This window comes from Vogesella lacus, assembly GCF_979366295.1.
In genome coordinates this window covers 89,057-104,893 of the sequence record NZ_CEETQT010000007.1, presented here as the reverse complement: position 1 = coordinate 104,893, position 15,837 = coordinate 89,057, and the positions used below count along the sequence as shown (strand labels likewise).

Here is a 15,837-nt window from a genome sequence, read left to right as displayed (position 1 = left end):
CAAATTCGGTTTTTTATCGGGGAATGAAAGCGCGCAGCCGGGCGGCTGCCAGCAAGATCAGGCGTGCGGGAAGTCGTCGTTGAGGACGACATCAAGAGTGTACCAATTGCCCGCCGGTGAACCGTAGTGCACGGCTTGACGGGATAAACAAGCCTTGAGGTTCATGTTTGACTCCGTAAGTGCGGCCTTGTAGTGCCGCACTTACAGCCTACATCGCGCCAGCCGCATCCGGCAAGCCCGGCAGCCTTGGCCACGGCAGATTGGCAGCTTCGTGCTGCTGCAGTGTCGCGGCCAGCAGTTCTTGCGGCCAGGCTTCACCACTATCCGGCAGATCGCAAAAGTCGAACGAGTCGCCATCGAGCGCGAAACGGATGCGCCAGGCGTGCAGATAGGCACGATCCGCCTGTGCGCCGCCATACAGCTCGTCACCGTAGATCGGCGCACCCAGCGACTTCATCGCCACCCGCAGCTGATGCGTGCGGCCGGTATGCGGCTTGAGCACAAACAGGCGCAGGCCCGGCGTCAGGCTGAAACTGAAAAACTGGGTAATGGCCGGATTGGCCAGCGTTTCGCTGAGCCGCCAGGCGCCACCGCGCGCCTTGAGCATATCGCCGCGAATCAGGCCCTGCTTGCGTTTGGGCTTGGCCGCTGACAGCGCCAGATAAAACTTGTTGACACGCCGCTCGGCAAAGGCGGCACCCAGCTGTGCGGCCACCTCGCTGCTGCGCGCCAGCAGCAACAGGCCACTGGTGACCTTGTCGAGGCGATGCACCGGCCAGATGGCTTCATCATTCAGCAACTCGCGCACCTGCGGCAGCAGGCCGGCCTCATCGTCATCCTGATGAAAACTGACGCCGGCCACCTTACTGACCAGATAAAAGCGCGGATCCTGATAAACCAGTTTGCAGGCAGTCATCAATCCCCCTGCAACAGACGGATTTCAGCTTGCGCCAGCGCCGCCGGACGGCCCAGCAACACCAGCACATCGCCTTCTTCCAGCTCGAAGGCACTGTCAAACTCGTTGATACGGCGGTTACCACGACGAATGCCGCGAATGCCGACAGCCATATCATCCAGCCTGAATTCACCGATACAGCGGCCAACCGCACTGGCACCGGCAATCAGCGGAATGCTGTACAGCCGTGGCTGCTCGCTGTCATCCAGCCCCTCTGCATCGTCACTGGCCCCGCGGAAGAAGCCGGTAAACAGGCTGTAGCGCTGCTCGCGCACGCTCCGGATACGGCGCAGCACACGGCTCATCGGCACGCCGAGCACCATCAGTGCGTGCGAGGCCAGCATCAGGCTGCCTTCCATCACCTCGGCCACCACTTCGTCGGCACCGGCAGCACGCAGCTTCTCGACATCGCTGTCATCCACCGTGCGCACAATCACCGGCAGATCACGGCGTAAATCATGCACCACATGAATAATGCGCTCGGACGCATGGGTATCGGCAAAGGTAATCACCACGGTCTTGGCGCGCATCGCGCCGGCTGCCATCAATACCTCGCGCTTGGCCGCATCGCCGAATACCACCGGATCGCCGGCTTCGGATGCCTCACGCACGCGCTCCGGGTCCAGATCCAATGCAAAGAAGGAGATGCCTTCGGCCTCGAGCAAGCGCGCCAGCGACTGACCGCTACGACCGTAGCCGCAAATAATCACGTGCTCGTCCTTGGCCATGGTCTGCACCAGAATCTGGTGCAGATCGACCGATTGCTGCGCCCAGTCCTCGCGGATCACCAGCTTGCAGATGCGGTCGGCGTACTGGATCAGGAACGGTGCCAGCAACATCGACAATACGATTGCGGCCAACGCCGACTGTTCGACTTCACTGCTGATCAAGCCCAGATTGCCGGATAGCGCCAGCAGGACAAAGCCGAACTCACTACCCTGCGCCAGGGCCAGCGCACCCTTGAGGCTATCCTTGGCGCGATGACCGAAGGCACGTGCCAGCAGGAAAATCACGATGATCTTGACCGGCAACAGCAGCAACAGCATCACCATGATGCTGCCGGACTGCTCGACCAGCACGCCGACATCGAGCTTCATGCCGACGGTGACAAAGAAGAAACCCAGCAGGATGTCGCGGAAGGGCTTGATGTCCTCCTCAACCTGATAGCGGTATTCGGTTTCGGAAATCAGCATGCCGGCGACAAAGGCACCCAGCGCCAGCGACAGGCCGGCCAGCTGGGTCAGGTAGGCAACGCCCAAGGTCACCAGCAAGACATTGATCATGAACAGCTCGCTGGAGCGCTTGCTGGCCACCATGTGAAACCACGGCCGCATCAGGCGCTGGCCAAATACCAGCAACAGGCTCATCACGATGATGACCTTCAGCAAGGCAAGACCCAGATCCATCCACAGCTGATCAGAGTTGGCCGCAAAAGCCGGCAGCAAGATCAGCAACGGCACTACCGCCAGATCCTGGAACAGCAACACACCAACCGCCAGCTGGCCATGCTGCTGCGCCATCTCGACGCGCTCGGACAATAGCTTGAGCACAATCGCCGTCGAAGACAGCGCCAGCGCACCACCCACTGCAAAGCCGGCCAGACCGCTACCGCTCAGCCACCAGACTATGATGCCGATCACCAGCATGGTAAGCGCGACTTGCGAGCCCCCCACTCCGAACACCAGCCGCTGCATGGCGCGCAGCTTGGACAGCGAGAATTCGAGGCCGATGGAGAACATCATGAAGACAATGCCGATCTCACCCAGAAACTCGGTTTCCGGCCCCTCGGGTATCAGGTGCATGACACCGGGGCCGGCAATAAAACCGACCACCAGATAGCCCAGCATGGGGGGGACTCGCAGGCTGCGGCAGGCGGTTACCGCCAGTACTGCAACCAGCAAGACAAGAACAATAGGTGAGAGGTCATGCATCCGGAACAACACTCCTGGCCTGAGGGCAATGGTTATTAAGCAAATCTTGCACCAGCTGACAGGTGCCGAGTGATTATAAGCTGATATAATTACCGACTATGAAAATTGACCCAAAAACTTGCCTGCAATTGGCCAGAGAAACGCTGCAAATCGAGGCAGCCGCCATTACCAGGCTCTCGGAAAGACTGGACGAGCAGTTCGTCCGCAGTGTTGAACTGATGCTGGCATGCAAGGGCCGTGTAGTTGTCAGCGGCATGGGCAAGTCCGGTCATATCGGCAACAAGATTGCCGCAACACTGGCCAGTACCGGCACACCGGCTTTTTTCATGCATCCGGCCGAAGCCGCCCACGGCGACCTTGGCATGATTACCGACAAGGACATCCTGCTGGCAATGTCCAACTCTGGTGAAAGCGACGAAATCATCGCCCTGTTGCCAGCGCTCAAGCGCAAGGGCACGCCCATCATCGCCATGACCGGCCGCCCACAATCCACACTGGCACGTGAGGCCAATATCCATCTGGATGCCGGCGTCGAAAAGGAAGCCTGCCCTTTGGGCCTCGCCCCGACTGCCAGCACCACCGCCGCACTGGCGCTGGGGGACGCACTGGCAGTAGCGTTGCTCGAAATCCGCCAGTTCAAGGCCGAGGATTTTGCCCTCTCCCACCCCGGTGGCAGTCTTGGCCGCAAGCTGCTGGTACACATTCGCGACATCATGCATAGTGGCGAAGCCCTGCCGCAGGTGCAATCCGGTGCCAGTCTCAAGGAAGCGCTGCTGGTAATGACCCAGAAAGGTCTGGGCATGACTGCCGTTTGCGACCGTGAAGGCAAGCTGATCGGTGTCTTCACCGATGGCGACCTGCGCCGCACGCTGGATCGCACGCTGGATCTGGCCGGGCTCTACATTGATGACGTGATGGGCAGAAACCCGCGCACCGTTGCGGCCAACCTGCTGGCCAGCGAGGCCGCTCACCTGATGCAGCAACACAAGATCAACGGCTTGCTGGTAACCGGCAAGGACGGGCAATTGCTCGGCGCCCTCAATATGCACGACCTGCTGAAGGCAGGCGTTATCTGAGATTGACAATGCAAACGATTAACGAACTGGCCAAGCAAACCCGCCTGCTGATCATGGATGTAGATGGCGTGCTGACCGATGGCCGGATTTTCATTACCGCCTCCGGCGAAGAGTTCAAGGCCTTCAATACCCTGGATGGCCATGGCCTGAAAATGCTGCAGTCTACCGGTGTACAACTGGCCATCATTACCGGCCGTGCCGCCCCAAGCGTAGCGCATCGCGCTCGCGGCCTCGGTATTGATCATTACTATGAAGGCGTGCACGACAAGCGTGTCGCCTTTGCCGACCTGCTGCAAAAAACCGGCTTGACTGCCGCACAATGCGCCTACATCGGTGACGACGTGATCGACCTGCCGGTAATGAGCAAGGTTGGCCTCGCGGTTGCCGTTCCGGCGGCACCGAGCTTCGTGCGCCAGCATGCCCATTTTGTCACCGGCAATCACGGCGGCAGCGGCGCAGTGCGCGAGCTGTGCGAGCTGATCATGCAGGCACAGGGCACCTTTGACGCACTGATGAACAGCTATCTGGCATGAATCGCGCTGCACGACTCTTTCCGCTCGGACTGACGCTAGGCATGGCGCTGCTGGCCTTATACCTGCACATCGTTACGACGCAGCAGCCCTTCGCCCGGCCAGACCTGAATCTGAACGAGCCGGAATACACCATCAGCAATCTGCAGGCGCGCCAGTATGACGAGCATGGCATGCTGCAAGAGCGCCTGTACGCCAAATCGCTGTGGCAACTGCCCCGCAATCCGCTGGTCTTTGTGCAAGAGCCACTGCTGACCCGTTATCAGAACGGCAAGGCCGACTTCTCGGTAAACGCCTCGACGGCGACTTACCACCGTCAGGAAAAGCTGGCCGAGCTGAAAGACAATGTCCGCTGGGAGCAGGAGCAGCCGGGCAAAACGCCGATCGTACTGCAGACCTCCAGCATGCAGCTGGATGGCAACAAGCATGAAGTACGCAATCAGGCACCGCTGCTATTGACCCAGCAAAACTCCAGGCTCAATGCCACCGGTTTCATTTATCGCCAGGACAGCCAGACTCTGGAATTTCTGTCCAATGTTAGGATCTTCTATGCGCCATAGCCTGCCAGCCCTGTTACTGATCAGCTGCCTTGCCGTTCCGGCTCATGCCGACAAGGCCGATCGTGACAAACCGATCGAAATCAGCGCCGACAAAGGCACGCTTGACCAGAAAAAAGGCACCACAGTCTGGGAGGGCAATGTCGATGTCAAACAAGGCACTCTGCTGATTCAGGCCGACAAAGTCATTGTGGTACGCGATAACAAGGGCCAGCAGCAGCTGCAAGCCAGTGGCGGCCCGGTCAAGTTCCGCCAGAAGATTGATGGCAGCAACGAATTCGTTGAAGGCTCGGCCAACAGCGTGCAATACGACAATGGCAGCGACCTTGCCATTCTGACCGGCAATGCGCGTATCAAGCGTGGCATGGACTCGGTCAGCGGCAGCCGCATTGTCTACAACACCGCGACCGAGAACTATGAAGTCAATGGCAGCGCCAACGGCAGCACCGGCCGCGTCACCGTGATCCTGCAACCCAAGAGCAAGCCATGAGCAGCACGCTTTCCATCCGCCAGCTGAAAAAGACCTTCAAAAAGCGCACCGTCGTAAAGAATGTGTCGCTGGACATCAGCAGTGGCGAAGTGATCGGCCTGCTGGGTCCGAATGGCGCCGGCAAAACCACCAGCTTTTACATGGTCGTTGGCCTGATCGCTGCCGATGACGGCCGTATCGAACTCGACAAGCAGGAGATCACCCACCTGCCGATTCATCAGCGCGCGCGCATGGGGCTGGGTTATCTGCCGCAAGAAGCATCGATTTTCCGCAAACTCACCGTAGAAGAAAACATCAAGGCCGTGCTCGAGATCACCGGCCTGCGCGGTGAAGAGCTGGAAAACGAGCTGGTATTGCTGCTGGACGATCTCAACATCGGCCATCTGCGTGAAAGCAACGCCATGGCACTGTCTGGCGGTGAGCGCCGCCGCGTGGAAATCGCCCGGGTACTGGCCACCCGACCGCGCTTCATCCTGCTGGACGAGCCATTTGCCGGCGTTGACCCGATTGCCGTGATCGATATCCAGAAGATTATCCAGTTTCTGAAATCACGCGGCATCGGCGTGCTGATTACCGACCATAACGTGCGCGAAACCCTGCGCATCTGCGACCGCGCCTACATCATCTCGGAAGGCGGCGTACTGGCCTCCGGCCTGCCGGGCGAACTCGTTGAAAATGAACAGGTAAGACGTGTCTACCTGGGCGAACACTTCCATCTGTAAACAAGCATGAAACAGACCCTCCAGCTCAAGACCAGTCAACAGCTGACGCTGACGCCGCAGCTGCAACAGTCCATCAAGCTTTTGCAGATGTCCACACTCGAACTGGGCTCCGAGCTGGAGCGCTATCTGCTGGAAAACCCCTTGCTGGAACGCCAGGAAGAAAGCGAAGAAAAGCTGGTGCCGCCAAGCGAATGGCCAGAGCGCAACCAACCGGCCGAAACAGCTCCGGAAACCCCGCAAGAAAACGCCTCACAAGATAGTGATAACAGCAGTGCATTTGACGAGCCTGCTGACTGGGGCAGCCGCAGTAGCAGCAATCACGATGATGATGACGAGTTTGACCCCATCCTCAGCGCCCCGAAAAAGCCCTCGCTGCGCGAGCACCTGTTAAGCCAGACCGGCGAACTACAACTAAGCCAGCGTGACCGCGCCCTGATTGCCCTGCTGATCGACGAGCTCGATGATGATGGCTACCTCTCCAGCCCTCTGGACGAGATACTCGCCGAGCTGCCGCTTGAGCTGGATGTCGAGCTGGAAGAGTTGTCCTGCCTGCGTCGCCTGCTGACCCAACTGGAGCCCGTCGGCTTTGCCAGTCTTAATCTGCAGGAATTCCTGCTGTTACAGCTCGACAATGCCCCCCATGACAAGCACCCCGCGCGCGAGTTGGCCGCAAGCATTGTCAGCCAGCATTTTGACTTGCTGGGCAACCGTGACTTCATCAAGTTGAAGCGGGCCTTGAGCATTGACGATCCGACACTGAAAGCCGCTCACGGCTTGATCACCAGCCTGCGCCCGCGCCCGAGCAGTGGCTTTGACCACGGTGAAACCCACTACGTTGCACCGGATATCCGGGTGATCAAGGTTGGCCGCAGATGGGTTGCCCGGCTAAACCAGGCCAACCTGCCCAAACTTCGTGTCAACCAGATGTATGCCTCTCTGCTACAACAGAAAGGAACCAGCCACGATCTGGGTGGTCAACTTCAAGAGGCACGGTGGCTGATCAAAAACATTCAGCAACGATTTGACACCATCCTGAAAGTGGCGGAATCTATAGTCGAAAGACAACAAGAGTTCTTCGAGCTGGGCGAAGTAGCCATGCGCCCGATGATTCTGCGGGATGTCGCAGATGAGCTTGGACTCCATGAATCAACCATTTCCAGGGTAACCACGCAAAAATATCTTTTGTGCAGCAGAGGCCTGTTTGAGCTGAAGTACTTTTTCGGCAGCTCTGTTGATACCGATAGTGGCGGTGAGTGTTCGGCGACAGCCATCAAGGCCATCATCAAGCAACTCATCGATCATGAAGATAATAAAAAGCCGTTGTCAGACGGTGCGATTGCAGACCATCTCGTCGCCAAGGGCATACAGGTAGCCAGAAGAACGGTTGCCAAGTACCGGGAAGCGATGCAGATACCACCGGTCAGCCAACGCAAGTCACTTTGATTTTCTTGAGTCGCGACACTTCGTTCGCGACACTTTAAGAAGGAGTAAAGGGTATGAACCTCAAGATTACCGGTCTCCACCTCGAAGTTACCCCAGCACTGCGTGAATATGTAGAAAGCAAGCTGGAGCGGATTACCAGGCATGTAGATAATGTTATCGGTGTCAACGTGACATTGTCTGTCGACAAACTGGTACAGAAAGCCGAAGTAAACGTGCATTTGGCGGGTAAAGACATCCACGCCGAAGCGACGGATGCCGATATGTATGCTGCCATCGATGCCTTGGCAGACAAGCTTGATCGTCAGGTTCTGAAGTTCAAGGAAAAACAGGTTGACCACCGCGTCAGCCCTATCATTCAGGATCAGGCAGCCCTCTGATACCCTGCAAAGACAAGAACGGATAAGATTTCTTATCCGTTCTTTTTGTTTGAAACAATCCACCACGCTTACGTCCTGATCGGCTATTGAAATCTTGCCGGAAAGCGTAGAATGGCCAACGTTCTTTACTGGCACCACGCAAGATGAGCCTCATTAGCAAAATCCTTTCTCCAGAAAATGTCATGGTCGGGCTGGATGTATCCAGCAAGAAACGGTTGTTTGAACAAGTCGGCATCCTGATTGAAAACTCACAGGGCATTGCCCGCAGTGATGTTTTTGACAGCCTGTTCTCCCGCGAAAAACTGGGCTCGACCGGACTTGGTCAAGGTGTCGCCATACCTCATGGCCGCATCAAGGGCCTGAAAGAAGCCACCGGTGTTTTCATCCGTTTGAGCACTCCTATCGCCTTTGACGCCCCGGATAACAAGCCGGTCAGCCTGCTGTTTGTGCTACTGGTGCCGGACCAGGCGACAGATATTCACCTGCAGGCACTTTCCGAACTCGCCCAGCGCTTCTCCAGCAGAAGCCTGCGCGAGCAAATGAACAGCCCGGAAAGTAATGCAGAACAACTTTATGAACTGATCTGCGGCCAGAGTGACCATGCCTAATATCAGCGTACGCCGCCTCTATCAGGAAAATCAGCACAAGCTCAATCTGAGCTGGATCGCCGGTCGTTCGGGTGCCGATAACCTTATTTCGAATGATGAACAAAGACCCACCCAAGCACTGGTGGGACATCTGAACTTCATTCACCCCAACCGGGTACAGGTGCTGGGTCTTGCCGAGGTGGAGTACCTGAACAAGCTGGAACAGGCTGCCGCCAGAACCGCGCTTGACCAGCTGTTTCACCGCAGCATGGCCGTTGTCATTGTCGCCAATGCCCAAAACGTGCCCAACCTGCTGCGTGATTACTGCCATACCCACGGCGTGCCACTGATGAGCACCCCGCTGGAAAGTCCCTATCTGATGGATGTCCTGCGCATCTATCTGGCCCGAGCGCTGGCAGTTTCAACCGTCATGCATGGCGTATTCCTTGATGTACTCGAGGTCGGCGTGCTGATCATGGGTGACTCCGCCATGGGCAAGAGTGAACTGGCGCTGGAACTGATTTCACGCGGCCATGGCATGGTGGCCGATGATGCGGTCGAACTGTACCGGATTGGCCCGGAAACGCTGGAAGGTCGTTGCCCTGCCCTACTGCGTGATTTTCTTGAAGTACGTGGCCTCGGCATTCTGAATATCCGCACCATTTTTGGCGAGACAGCCGTTCGCCCGAAAAAGGTGCTGAAACTCATCATTCACCTGATGAAAGCCAATGATCAGGCAATGCAAACCCTCGACCGGCTGAATATCCAGTCCGAGACTCAGGATATTCTGGGCGTGAAGGTGCGCAAGGTCATCCTGCCCGTTGCCGCCGGCCGTAACCTGGCTGTACTGGTTGAAGCCGCTGTGCGCAATTACATCCTGCAGCTACGCGGTATCGACAGCACCAGAGAGTTTATCGATAGACATACCAGTTTGTTACGTGAGCAAGAGCATGCAACTGATTCTGATTAGTGGCCTTTCCGGTTCGGGTAAATCGGTTGCCCTGCGCCTGCTTGAAGACAATGATTTTTTCTGTGTTGATAATCTGCCGGCCGTGTTGCTGGAAGACGTCGTCAGCCTGCACGATGATCAGCTACAACCCAAACTGGCAATCAGTGTAGACACCCGTTCTGCTGCGACACTCGCCGCCTTGCCCAGTGCCATGCAGGCACTGCGCAGCAAGGGCATTGATACTCGCCTGATTTTTCTCGAAGCCAGCGACAACACACTGGTCAAACGTTTCTCCGAAACCAGAAGAAGACATCCGCTGTCTGGCAGCGGTCTGACCGTAGAAGAGTGCATCAATCTCGAACGGGAAATGCTCGAACATCTGCGTGAGCTCGGCCATCGTATCGACACCACCAATCTGTCAGCCAACACACTAAGGAGTTGGGTCAAATTGCTTGTAGATGCCGATGCCTCCGACTGCCTGACCCTTGTATTCGAGTCATTCGGTTTCAAGCATGGCATTCCGCTTGATGCCGACTTCGTATTTGACGCGCGCTGCCTGCCCAACCCTTATTACGAAGAAAAACTCAGGCCGCAAACCGGCCTCGATCAAGACGTCATGGACTTCTTCGCTCAAGAAAAGCTGGTCAGCGAGATGCAATCTGACGTGATGAAATATCTGCAAAAATGGCTGCCCCGTTTCCGCAGCGACAATCGCAGCTATGTCACGATTGCCATCGGCTGTACTGGCGGCCAACATCGCTCTGTCTATCTGGCAGAACGTCTGGCCGAAGCCTTCGACAACCAGCAAGTCCTGATCCGCCACAGGCAGCTGCAAGGCAAATAATGTGCTGCGCATCGGCGACATGCTGATACTGGTTTTGCTTGCGGCCAGCCTTTGGCTGCTGCAGGCAAAGCTAGCCGACAACAGCAGTGCAAGTTATGTAGAAATCACGCAAGACGGCCGGATCACCGGCCAATACCCGCTGCGATTGGATAAAACGCTACGACTGCACAGTGACGCCGGCGATACCGTTATCCAGATCAGTAAAGGCCGCGTACGCATTGCGCAATCCCCAGGCAAGTATCAATACTGCGTCAAGCAAGGCTGGCTCTCCGCCGCTGGCGCATTAGCCATCTGCATGCCGAGCCGCATCTCACTCAGACTTATCGGCAATGCCACAGCAGAAGACTCTCTCGCCTACTAAGCAAGACCTGCAGATCGCCAATCTTGCCGCACTGGCCATCTCGCTAAGCCTACTTGATGCCGCCATTCCAAGCCCTATTCCCGGCATCAAACCCGGTTTCGCCAATATCATCGTCCTGATAACCGCCTACCAGCATGGCTGGCGTGCCGCGGTCTGGGTGAGCATCTTGCGCGTATTGGCCAGCGCCCTGCTGCTGGGTACGCTGTTTACGCCAGGATTCTGGCTGGCCACTGCCGGTGCCATCAGCAGCCTGTTAAGTCTGGGCTTGAGCCTGCGCCTGCCTGCTCCTTACTTCAGTGCAGTCAGCCATAGTCTGATTGCTGCCCAGGCGCATCTGCTGGCGCAGCTACTGCTGGTACGGCTAATATTTATCCCGAACGATAATATTCTTGGTCTCGCCCTGCCGATGGCAATTGCCGCCATCCTTTCGGGGCTGGTCAATGGACTGATAGTCAACAGGCTACTGAAAAAATGAATCGACCCGTCAATACCATTACTGTCGCGCTAACCGGCGCCTCCGGCTTGCCTTATGGCCTCAGGCTGATTGAATGCCTGCTGAAGGCCGGCAAGCGCGTCTGGGTCATGTATTCGCAGGCTGCACAGGTCGTGGCCAAGCAGGAGATGAATCTCAGCCTGCCCTCGCAGCCACAAGAATTCCAGCAATGGCTGATCAGCAACTTCAATGCCGAACCGGACAAGATTGCCGTATTTGGCCGGGAAGCGTGGTTCGCCCCGCCAGCATCAGGCTCAAATCCAGCCGATGCCATGGTAGTCTGCCCGTGCAGCATGGGAACGTTGGCCGCAATCGCCAACGGCAGCAGCGACAATCTGATCGAGCGCGCTGCCGATGTGATGATCAAGGAAGCCAGAAAGCTGGTGCTGGTGCCACGCGAAGCGCCGTTTTCAGCCATTCATCTGGAAAACATGCTGAAGCTTGCCCGGCTGGGCGTCTGCATCCTGCCGCCCAACCCTGCTTTTTATACCCATCCGCAAACCATCCAGGACATGATTGACTTCATCGTTGGCCGCATCATGGATCAGCTGGCTATCGACCATGACTTGCACCCGCGCTGGGGGGAGTCGACATGAGCTGGCAGCCCGATATGCTGATCGGCCCCGCGCCACTCAAAGCGCTGGAACAACAGGCCGAGCAGGCCGGTTTGCAACTGATAGAAAAAGCCGGATCCGCCATTGCGGCCTGGTTACAGCAAAAGATACTTCGACCCGATCAGTCATTACTGATTGCTGTTGGCCCGGGGAATAATGGCGCCGACGCCCTCGTGGCAGCCCGCCTACTGCAACAAGGCGGAACGAAAGTCATCGCATGGCAACCTGTGCCAGCCAACTCCCCTGCCTGTCTGCAAGCCGCCCAAACTTTCCAGCAGATCGGCGGCAGTATCAACCATGAGCCAGTCGCGCCCGAGGCTGACATTCTGCTCGATGGCCTGTTTGGTGCGGGGCTGCATCGCCCGCTGGCAGCACCGTGGACGAGCATCATCCAGCAGCTCAATGAAAGAGATTGGACAAGAATAGCCATTGATGTGCCAAGCGGGCTCAATGCATGGACCGGCGACTGCCCGACCCAATGCCTGAGGGCCGATCATACTTTGGCTCTGCTTGCCCACAAGCCAGGTCTGTTCACTGCCGATGGCCCGGATAACTGCGGCAAAATCCACCTGCTTGATATGACCTGCCCCGAGAGGTTTTACCCCGAGCCTGAAGGGTGTCTCATCGCATCCATATCGCCCCTCCCCCCGCGTCAACGCAATAGCCATAAAGGCAGCTATGGCACGGTACACATTATCGGTGGTAACCACGGCATGGTTGGTGCCGCCATGTTGGCCGCAAGATCTGCGCTGCACGCGGGTTCTGGCAAAGTCATGGCACACACACTGGACGAGCGTCTGATCTTTGACCCTTCATGCCCTGAGCTGATGATCTCCGCTTTTACCCCTGGCGATACTTTTGACAATGACGTTATCGGCATCGGACCGGGACTTGGCTGCGATGAACACGCTATTGGCGCCATGTACTCTGTCATGCAACATCAGGGCGGCTTGGTTCTGGATGCAGATGCACTCAATTTGCTGGCACAAAATCCGCTGTGGCAGCAAAGTCTGCAACAACGCAAAACAGCAGCCATCCTGACGCCACACCCGGCCGAAGCCGCCAGGCTGCTGCAAACCGATACGCCAACGATACAAAGAAACCGTATCAAATCGGCCAGAAAAATCGCCGAGAAATACTCGGCAATTGTCGTGCTGAAAGGTGCCGGCAGCATCGTGTGCGCGCCCTCTGGCGCATACGCCATCATCAATGCCGGCAATGCCGCCTTGGCCAATGCCGGGCAAGGAGATGTCCTGACCGGACTCATCTGCTCCTTGCTGGCACAGAATGTCGATGCATGGGCCGCGGCATGTCATGCCAGTTATTTGCATGCCAACAGTGCCGATCTGTATGCCATTGAAAATCCGGGACTTGTCGGCATGACGGCCAGTATCACCATCAGTTTGATCAAACAGCAGTTGGCACAATAATATTGTTACGGAAAAAATCTTGAATCAACAAAGAAAAGCATACGCATTTGGCCTGTCGGCAGTCATTGCATGGTCAACCGTTGCAACCGCCTTCAAAATCACACTGAATCACCTAAGCCCGGCTCAGCTGGTTTTTTATTCCAGCCTGTTTTCCCTGATTTGCATCGTCGGTATTATTACCATTCAGGGTGACATCAAGCAATTTTTTACCGCAATAAGAAATAACTGGAAGCGCTCACTTATTCTTGGAGCAATCAATCCATTCGTTTACTACCTTATCTTATTCCAGGCATACGATCTGCTTCCCGCCCAAGAGGCTCAGGCGCTCAATTATACCTGGGCGCTGACCATGACTTTGCTGGCAGTCCCTATCCTCAAGCAGAAGTTGAAGTTACAGGATGCGCTGGCTGCCTGTTTTTGCTATCTGGGTGTTCTGTTCATCGCAACGCGCGGCAATCCTTTCAGTCTGGATTTTGCCAATATTGAAGGTGTCATCTGGGCGCTACTATCAACATTACTGTGGGCAATATACTGGCTGCTCAATACCAAGGATGACAGACCACCTGTCATCGGCCTTGGTTTGAATTTCCTGATGTCGATGATCTTTTCATTCATTTACTGCCTGATAAATAATGAATTGCACTTACCGGCATGGCAGGGACTGGCCGGTGCCGCGTATATCGGCTTTTTTGAAATGGGCATTACATTTGTATTGTGGCTGAGTGCAATGAAACTGACTGACAGCACGGCCAAGATTGCCAATCTTATTTTCCTTTCACCATTACTTTCCCTGTTTTTTATTTCCACCCTGCTTGGCGAGCAGATATTCCCGTCCACACTCATTGGACTTGCCTTGATTCTCGGTGGACTGATACTGCAAAAAATCCCGGTCAGCCGCTTGCGGCTTGCTCTAAGATGAATTAGTCCTTACGTACTACGTGAGTAAAAATGCGAAGCATAAAAACTAGGCTGGCTATCTGGATTGTTTCTGTGCTGTGTATCGTGATGATTGCGATCGGGTACCTGTCCTATCAAGCTGCTAGCCAGGCTGAGGAACGCGACTATCTGTCCATCAAGCAAGGCCTGCAGGAGCGCCTGGCACTTTCCCTCCCACATGGTGTGTGGCAACTTGATGACCAGTTCATCCGCTTGACGCTGGATGCCGAGCTGAAGTCCCCCGCAATTGTCGGGTTGATTGTGCAGGGGGATGCCGGCCTTTATTTCGGAAGGATGAGATTGCCCGATGGGCGGATTACCGACTTATCCAAAGCAACTCCGCCTCTACATGATGAAGTGCTGACACTTCCCATTATTTACCAGCAACGCAATAACCTCGGCCAGGTCACCGCTTATCTGTCACGCGAGCGCATCACCAATCGGCTCAACAATCAGCTCTGGACTCAATCAGCCCAACTGCTGATCGTCATCATCCTTTTGCTTGCAGTACTGTTGATTGCCTTGCGGCGCTATGTTTTTACCCCTATCGGCGCCTTGCAGAGAGCCCTGCACAAAGCCGCAACAATGGAGCTGGAGGCCGATATCCAACTGCCCCAAGCCGAATGGCGTGAGTTTGCCGACCTCGTTACCGGCGTAAACCTCATTATCATCAAGATCAGCAACGAACTGGGCTTGCGAAAGACAGCCCAGCAAGCCGCGGTACTGGAAAAGGACCGTGCAGAAATTGCTTACCAGCAATTGCTTGAAACCCAGAACACGCTGGTAGAAACCGAAAAACTGGCGTCTCTCGGCGGGCTCGTTGCCGGAGTTGCCCACGAAATCAACACTCCGGTCGGTATCACCCTGACCGCTGCCTCTCATCTTGCTCTGGCAACGGAAAAGATTAACGAGCAGATGCAAACTGGCCAGATCAAGAAGAGCGATCTCGAGTTTTATCTGAATGATGCCAACGAGTCATCAAGGCTGATTCTCTCCAATAGCCAGCGTGCTGCTGATCTGATCCACAGCTTCAAGCAAGTTGCCGTTGACCAGACCAGCGAAGCACGACGCCAGTTTCATATTGATCAATACCTGTCAGAAATCATTACCAGCCTGAGCCCGAAACTCAGACACAGCCTGATCACTGTGGATGTGGACTGCCCGTCTGGCCTCGAGATGGATAGTTACCCCGGTGCCCTGTCGCAAGTTGTCACGAATCTGCTGATGAATGCGCTATTGCATGCATACAATGAGAAGGAAAGCGGTGTCATTCTGATCCAGGTTGACCCTTTGGCCAACAACCAGATCAGACTGACCGTCAGGGACGACGGGAAAGGCATACCGTCTGAAAACCTCAAGCATATTTTTGAGCCCTTCTTCACCACCAAGCGTGGCACGGGCGGTAGTGGCTTGGGGCTACACATTGTCTACAACATTGTCTTTAAAAAGCTGGGGGGAAGCATTCACGTTGACAGCACGGCAGGAGAAGGTACAACCTTTACCTTGATGCTGCCCTGCAAGGCACCCGAAATGAATGCGTGA

At 56.0% G+C, this 15,837-nt stretch carries 18 protein-coding genes; 16 read left to right on the top strand and 2 right to left on the bottom strand.

All coding sequences use genetic code 11. The features are described from left to right. Positions 1-208: 208 nt before the first annotated feature. On the bottom strand, positions 209-916 hold the full coding sequence (locus ACZ9W6_RS10520; RefSeq protein ID WP_465191085.1) for a TIGR01621 family pseudouridine synthase: 708 nt from the start codon (positions 914-916) through the stop codon (positions 209-211). Beyond that, entirely contained in the window at positions 916-2,886 is a 1,971-nt protein-coding gene (locus tag ACZ9W6_RS10515) for a cation:proton antiporter (protein WP_465191084.1), read from the bottom strand. Before ACZ9W6_RS10515 ends, ACZ9W6_RS10520 begins: the two co-directional genes overlap by 1 nt. Positions 2,887-2,984: 98 nt before the next feature. Here ACZ9W6_RS10515 and ACZ9W6_RS10510 point away from each other — a divergent pair, with 98 nt between their 5' ends. The 16 genes from ACZ9W6_RS10510 (at position 2,985) to ACZ9W6_RS10435 (ending at position 15,837) form a co-directional block, all read left to right on the top strand. After that, positions 2,985-3,962 carry a KpsF/GutQ family sugar-phosphate isomerase gene (locus tag ACZ9W6_RS10510; RefSeq protein ID WP_465191083.1) on the top strand — a complete coding sequence of 326 codons (978 nt, stop codon included), beginning with the start codon at positions 2,985-2,987 and terminating at the stop codon, positions 3,960-3,962. Positions 3,963-3,970: 8 nt separating this feature from the next. Then, on the top strand, positions 3,971-4,495 hold the full coding sequence (locus tag ACZ9W6_RS10505; protein WP_465191082.1) for a KdsC family phosphatase: 525 nt from the start codon (positions 3,971-3,973) through the stop codon (positions 4,493-4,495). After that, positions 4,492-5,052 carry an LPS export ABC transporter periplasmic protein LptC gene (lptC, locus tag ACZ9W6_RS10500; protein WP_465191081.1) on the top strand — a complete coding sequence of 187 codons (561 nt, stop codon included), beginning with the start codon at positions 4,492-4,494 and terminating at the stop codon, positions 5,050-5,052. The genes ACZ9W6_RS10505 and lptC overlap by 4 nt, the downstream gene beginning before the upstream one ends. Then, positions 5,042-5,539 (top strand): lipopolysaccharide transport periplasmic protein LptA, encoded by a 498-nt coding sequence (lptA, locus tag ACZ9W6_RS10495; RefSeq protein ID WP_465191080.1) that lies wholly within the window; start codon positions 5,042-5,044, stop codon positions 5,537-5,539. Before lptC ends, lptA begins: the two co-directional genes overlap by 11 nt. Next, a complete protein-coding gene (gene lptB / locus ACZ9W6_RS10490) occupies positions 5,536-6,261 on the top strand; it encodes an LPS export ABC transporter ATP-binding protein (RefSeq protein ID WP_465191079.1) in 726 nt (241 codons plus the stop codon). Before lptA ends, lptB begins: the two co-directional genes overlap by 4 nt. A gap of 6 nt (positions 6,262-6,267) precedes the next feature. Continuing rightward, a complete protein-coding gene (locus tag ACZ9W6_RS10485) occupies positions 6,268-7,704 on the top strand; it encodes an RNA polymerase factor sigma-54 (RefSeq protein ID WP_465191078.1) in 1,437 nt (478 codons plus the stop codon). 53 nt (positions 7,705-7,757) lie between these two features. Continuing rightward, the gene (hpf, locus tag ACZ9W6_RS10480; protein WP_465191077.1) at positions 7,758-8,081 is read left to right on the top strand and encodes a ribosome hibernation-promoting factor, HPF/YfiA family; all 324 of its coding nucleotides are present in this window, start codon (positions 7,758-7,760) and stop codon (positions 8,079-8,081) included. A 143-nt stretch (positions 8,082-8,224) separates the two neighbouring features. Continuing rightward, positions 8,225-8,689: a PTS IIA-like nitrogen regulatory protein PtsN gene (gene ptsN, locus ACZ9W6_RS10475; RefSeq protein ID WP_465191076.1), complete on the top strand. Its 465-nt coding sequence runs from the start codon at positions 8,225-8,227 to the stop codon at positions 8,687-8,689. Continuing rightward, positions 8,682-9,638 (top strand): HPr(Ser) kinase/phosphatase, encoded by a 957-nt coding sequence (hprK, locus tag ACZ9W6_RS10470; RefSeq protein WP_465191075.1) that lies wholly within the window; start codon positions 8,682-8,684, stop codon positions 9,636-9,638. Before ptsN ends, hprK begins: the two co-directional genes overlap by 8 nt. Then, positions 9,619-10,461, top strand: a complete 843-nt coding sequence (gene rapZ / locus ACZ9W6_RS10465; RefSeq protein ID WP_465191074.1) for an RNase adapter RapZ — start codon at positions 9,619-9,621, stop codon at positions 10,459-10,461. Before hprK ends, rapZ begins: the two co-directional genes overlap by 20 nt. Before the next feature lies 1 nt (position 10,462). Then, entirely contained in the window at positions 10,463-10,822 is a 360-nt protein-coding gene (locus ACZ9W6_RS10460; protein ID WP_465191073.1) for a NusG domain II-containing protein, read from the top strand. After that, on the top strand, positions 10,791-11,297 hold the full coding sequence (locus ACZ9W6_RS10455) for a Gx transporter family protein (protein WP_465191072.1): 507 nt from the start codon (positions 10,791-10,793) through the stop codon (positions 11,295-11,297). Before ACZ9W6_RS10460 ends, ACZ9W6_RS10455 begins: the two co-directional genes overlap by 32 nt. Next, entirely contained in the window at positions 11,294-11,911 is a 618-nt protein-coding gene (locus ACZ9W6_RS10450; protein ID WP_465191071.1) for a flavin prenyltransferase UbiX, read from the top strand. Before ACZ9W6_RS10455 ends, ACZ9W6_RS10450 begins: the two co-directional genes overlap by 4 nt. Next, positions 11,908-13,359: an NAD(P)H-hydrate dehydratase gene (locus ACZ9W6_RS10445; RefSeq protein WP_465191070.1), complete on the top strand. Its 1,452-nt coding sequence runs from the start codon at positions 11,908-11,910 to the stop codon at positions 13,357-13,359. Before ACZ9W6_RS10450 ends, ACZ9W6_RS10445 begins: the two co-directional genes overlap by 4 nt. Positions 13,360-13,378: 19 nt before the next feature. Further along, positions 13,379-14,278, top strand: coding sequence for a DMT family transporter (locus ACZ9W6_RS10440; RefSeq protein WP_465191069.1), 900 nt, complete (start codon positions 13,379-13,381; stop codon positions 14,276-14,278). Positions 14,279-14,307: 29 nt separating this feature from the next. Further along, positions 14,308-15,837, top strand: a complete 1,530-nt coding sequence (locus ACZ9W6_RS10435; RefSeq protein WP_465191068.1) for a sensor histidine kinase — start codon at positions 14,308-14,310, stop codon at positions 15,835-15,837.

Bases quoted from the DNA above. Each gene is read 5' to 3' on its own strand.
- ACZ9W6_RS10450 (WP_465191071.1), top strand. From the start codon at position 11,294: ATGAATCGACCCGTCAATACCATTACTGTCGCGCTAACCGGCGCCTCC.
- ACZ9W6_RS10435 (WP_465191068.1), top strand. From the start codon at position 14,308: ATGCGAAGCATAAAAACTAGGCTGGCTATCTGGATTGTTTCTGTGCTG.
- ACZ9W6_RS10505 (WP_465191082.1), top strand. From the start codon at position 3,971: ATGCAAACGATTAACGAACTGGCCAAGCAAACCCGCCTGCTGATCATG.
- ptsN (WP_465191076.1), top strand. From the start codon at position 8,225: ATGAGCCTCATTAGCAAAATCCTTTCTCCAGAAAATGTCATGGTCGGG.
- lptB (WP_465191079.1), top strand. From the start codon at position 5,536: ATGAGCAGCACGCTTTCCATCCGCCAGCTGAAAAAGACCTTCAAAAAG.
- ACZ9W6_RS10445 (WP_465191070.1), top strand. From the start codon at position 11,908: ATGAGCTGGCAGCCCGATATGCTGATCGGCCCCGCGCCACTCAAAGCG.
- hpf (WP_465191077.1), top strand. From the start codon at position 7,758: ATGAACCTCAAGATTACCGGTCTCCACCTCGAAGTTACCCCAGCACTG.
- hprK (WP_465191075.1), top strand. From the start codon at position 8,682: ATGCCTAATATCAGCGTACGCCGCCTCTATCAGGAAAATCAGCACAAG.
- ACZ9W6_RS10515 (WP_465191084.1), bottom strand. From the start codon at position 2,886: ATGCATGACCTCTCACCTATTGTTCTTGTCTTGCTGGTTGCAGTACTG.
- lptC (WP_465191081.1), top strand. From the start codon at position 4,492: ATGAATCGCGCTGCACGACTCTTTCCGCTCGGACTGACGCTAGGCATG.
- ACZ9W6_RS10485 (WP_465191078.1), top strand. From the start codon at position 6,268: ATGAAACAGACCCTCCAGCTCAAGACCAGTCAACAGCTGACGCTGACG.
- ACZ9W6_RS10520 (WP_465191085.1), bottom strand. From the start codon at position 916: ATGACTGCCTGCAAACTGGTTTATCAGGATCCGCGCTTTTATCTGGTC.
- ACZ9W6_RS10510 (WP_465191083.1), top strand. From the start codon at position 2,985: ATGAAAATTGACCCAAAAACTTGCCTGCAATTGGCCAGAGAAACGCTG.
- ACZ9W6_RS10455 (WP_465191072.1), top strand. From the start codon at position 10,791: ATGCCACAGCAGAAGACTCTCTCGCCTACTAAGCAAGACCTGCAGATC.
- rapZ (WP_465191074.1), top strand. From the start codon at position 9,619: ATGCAACTGATTCTGATTAGTGGCCTTTCCGGTTCGGGTAAATCGGTT.
- lptA (WP_465191080.1), top strand. From the start codon at position 5,042: ATGCGCCATAGCCTGCCAGCCCTGTTACTGATCAGCTGCCTTGCCGTT.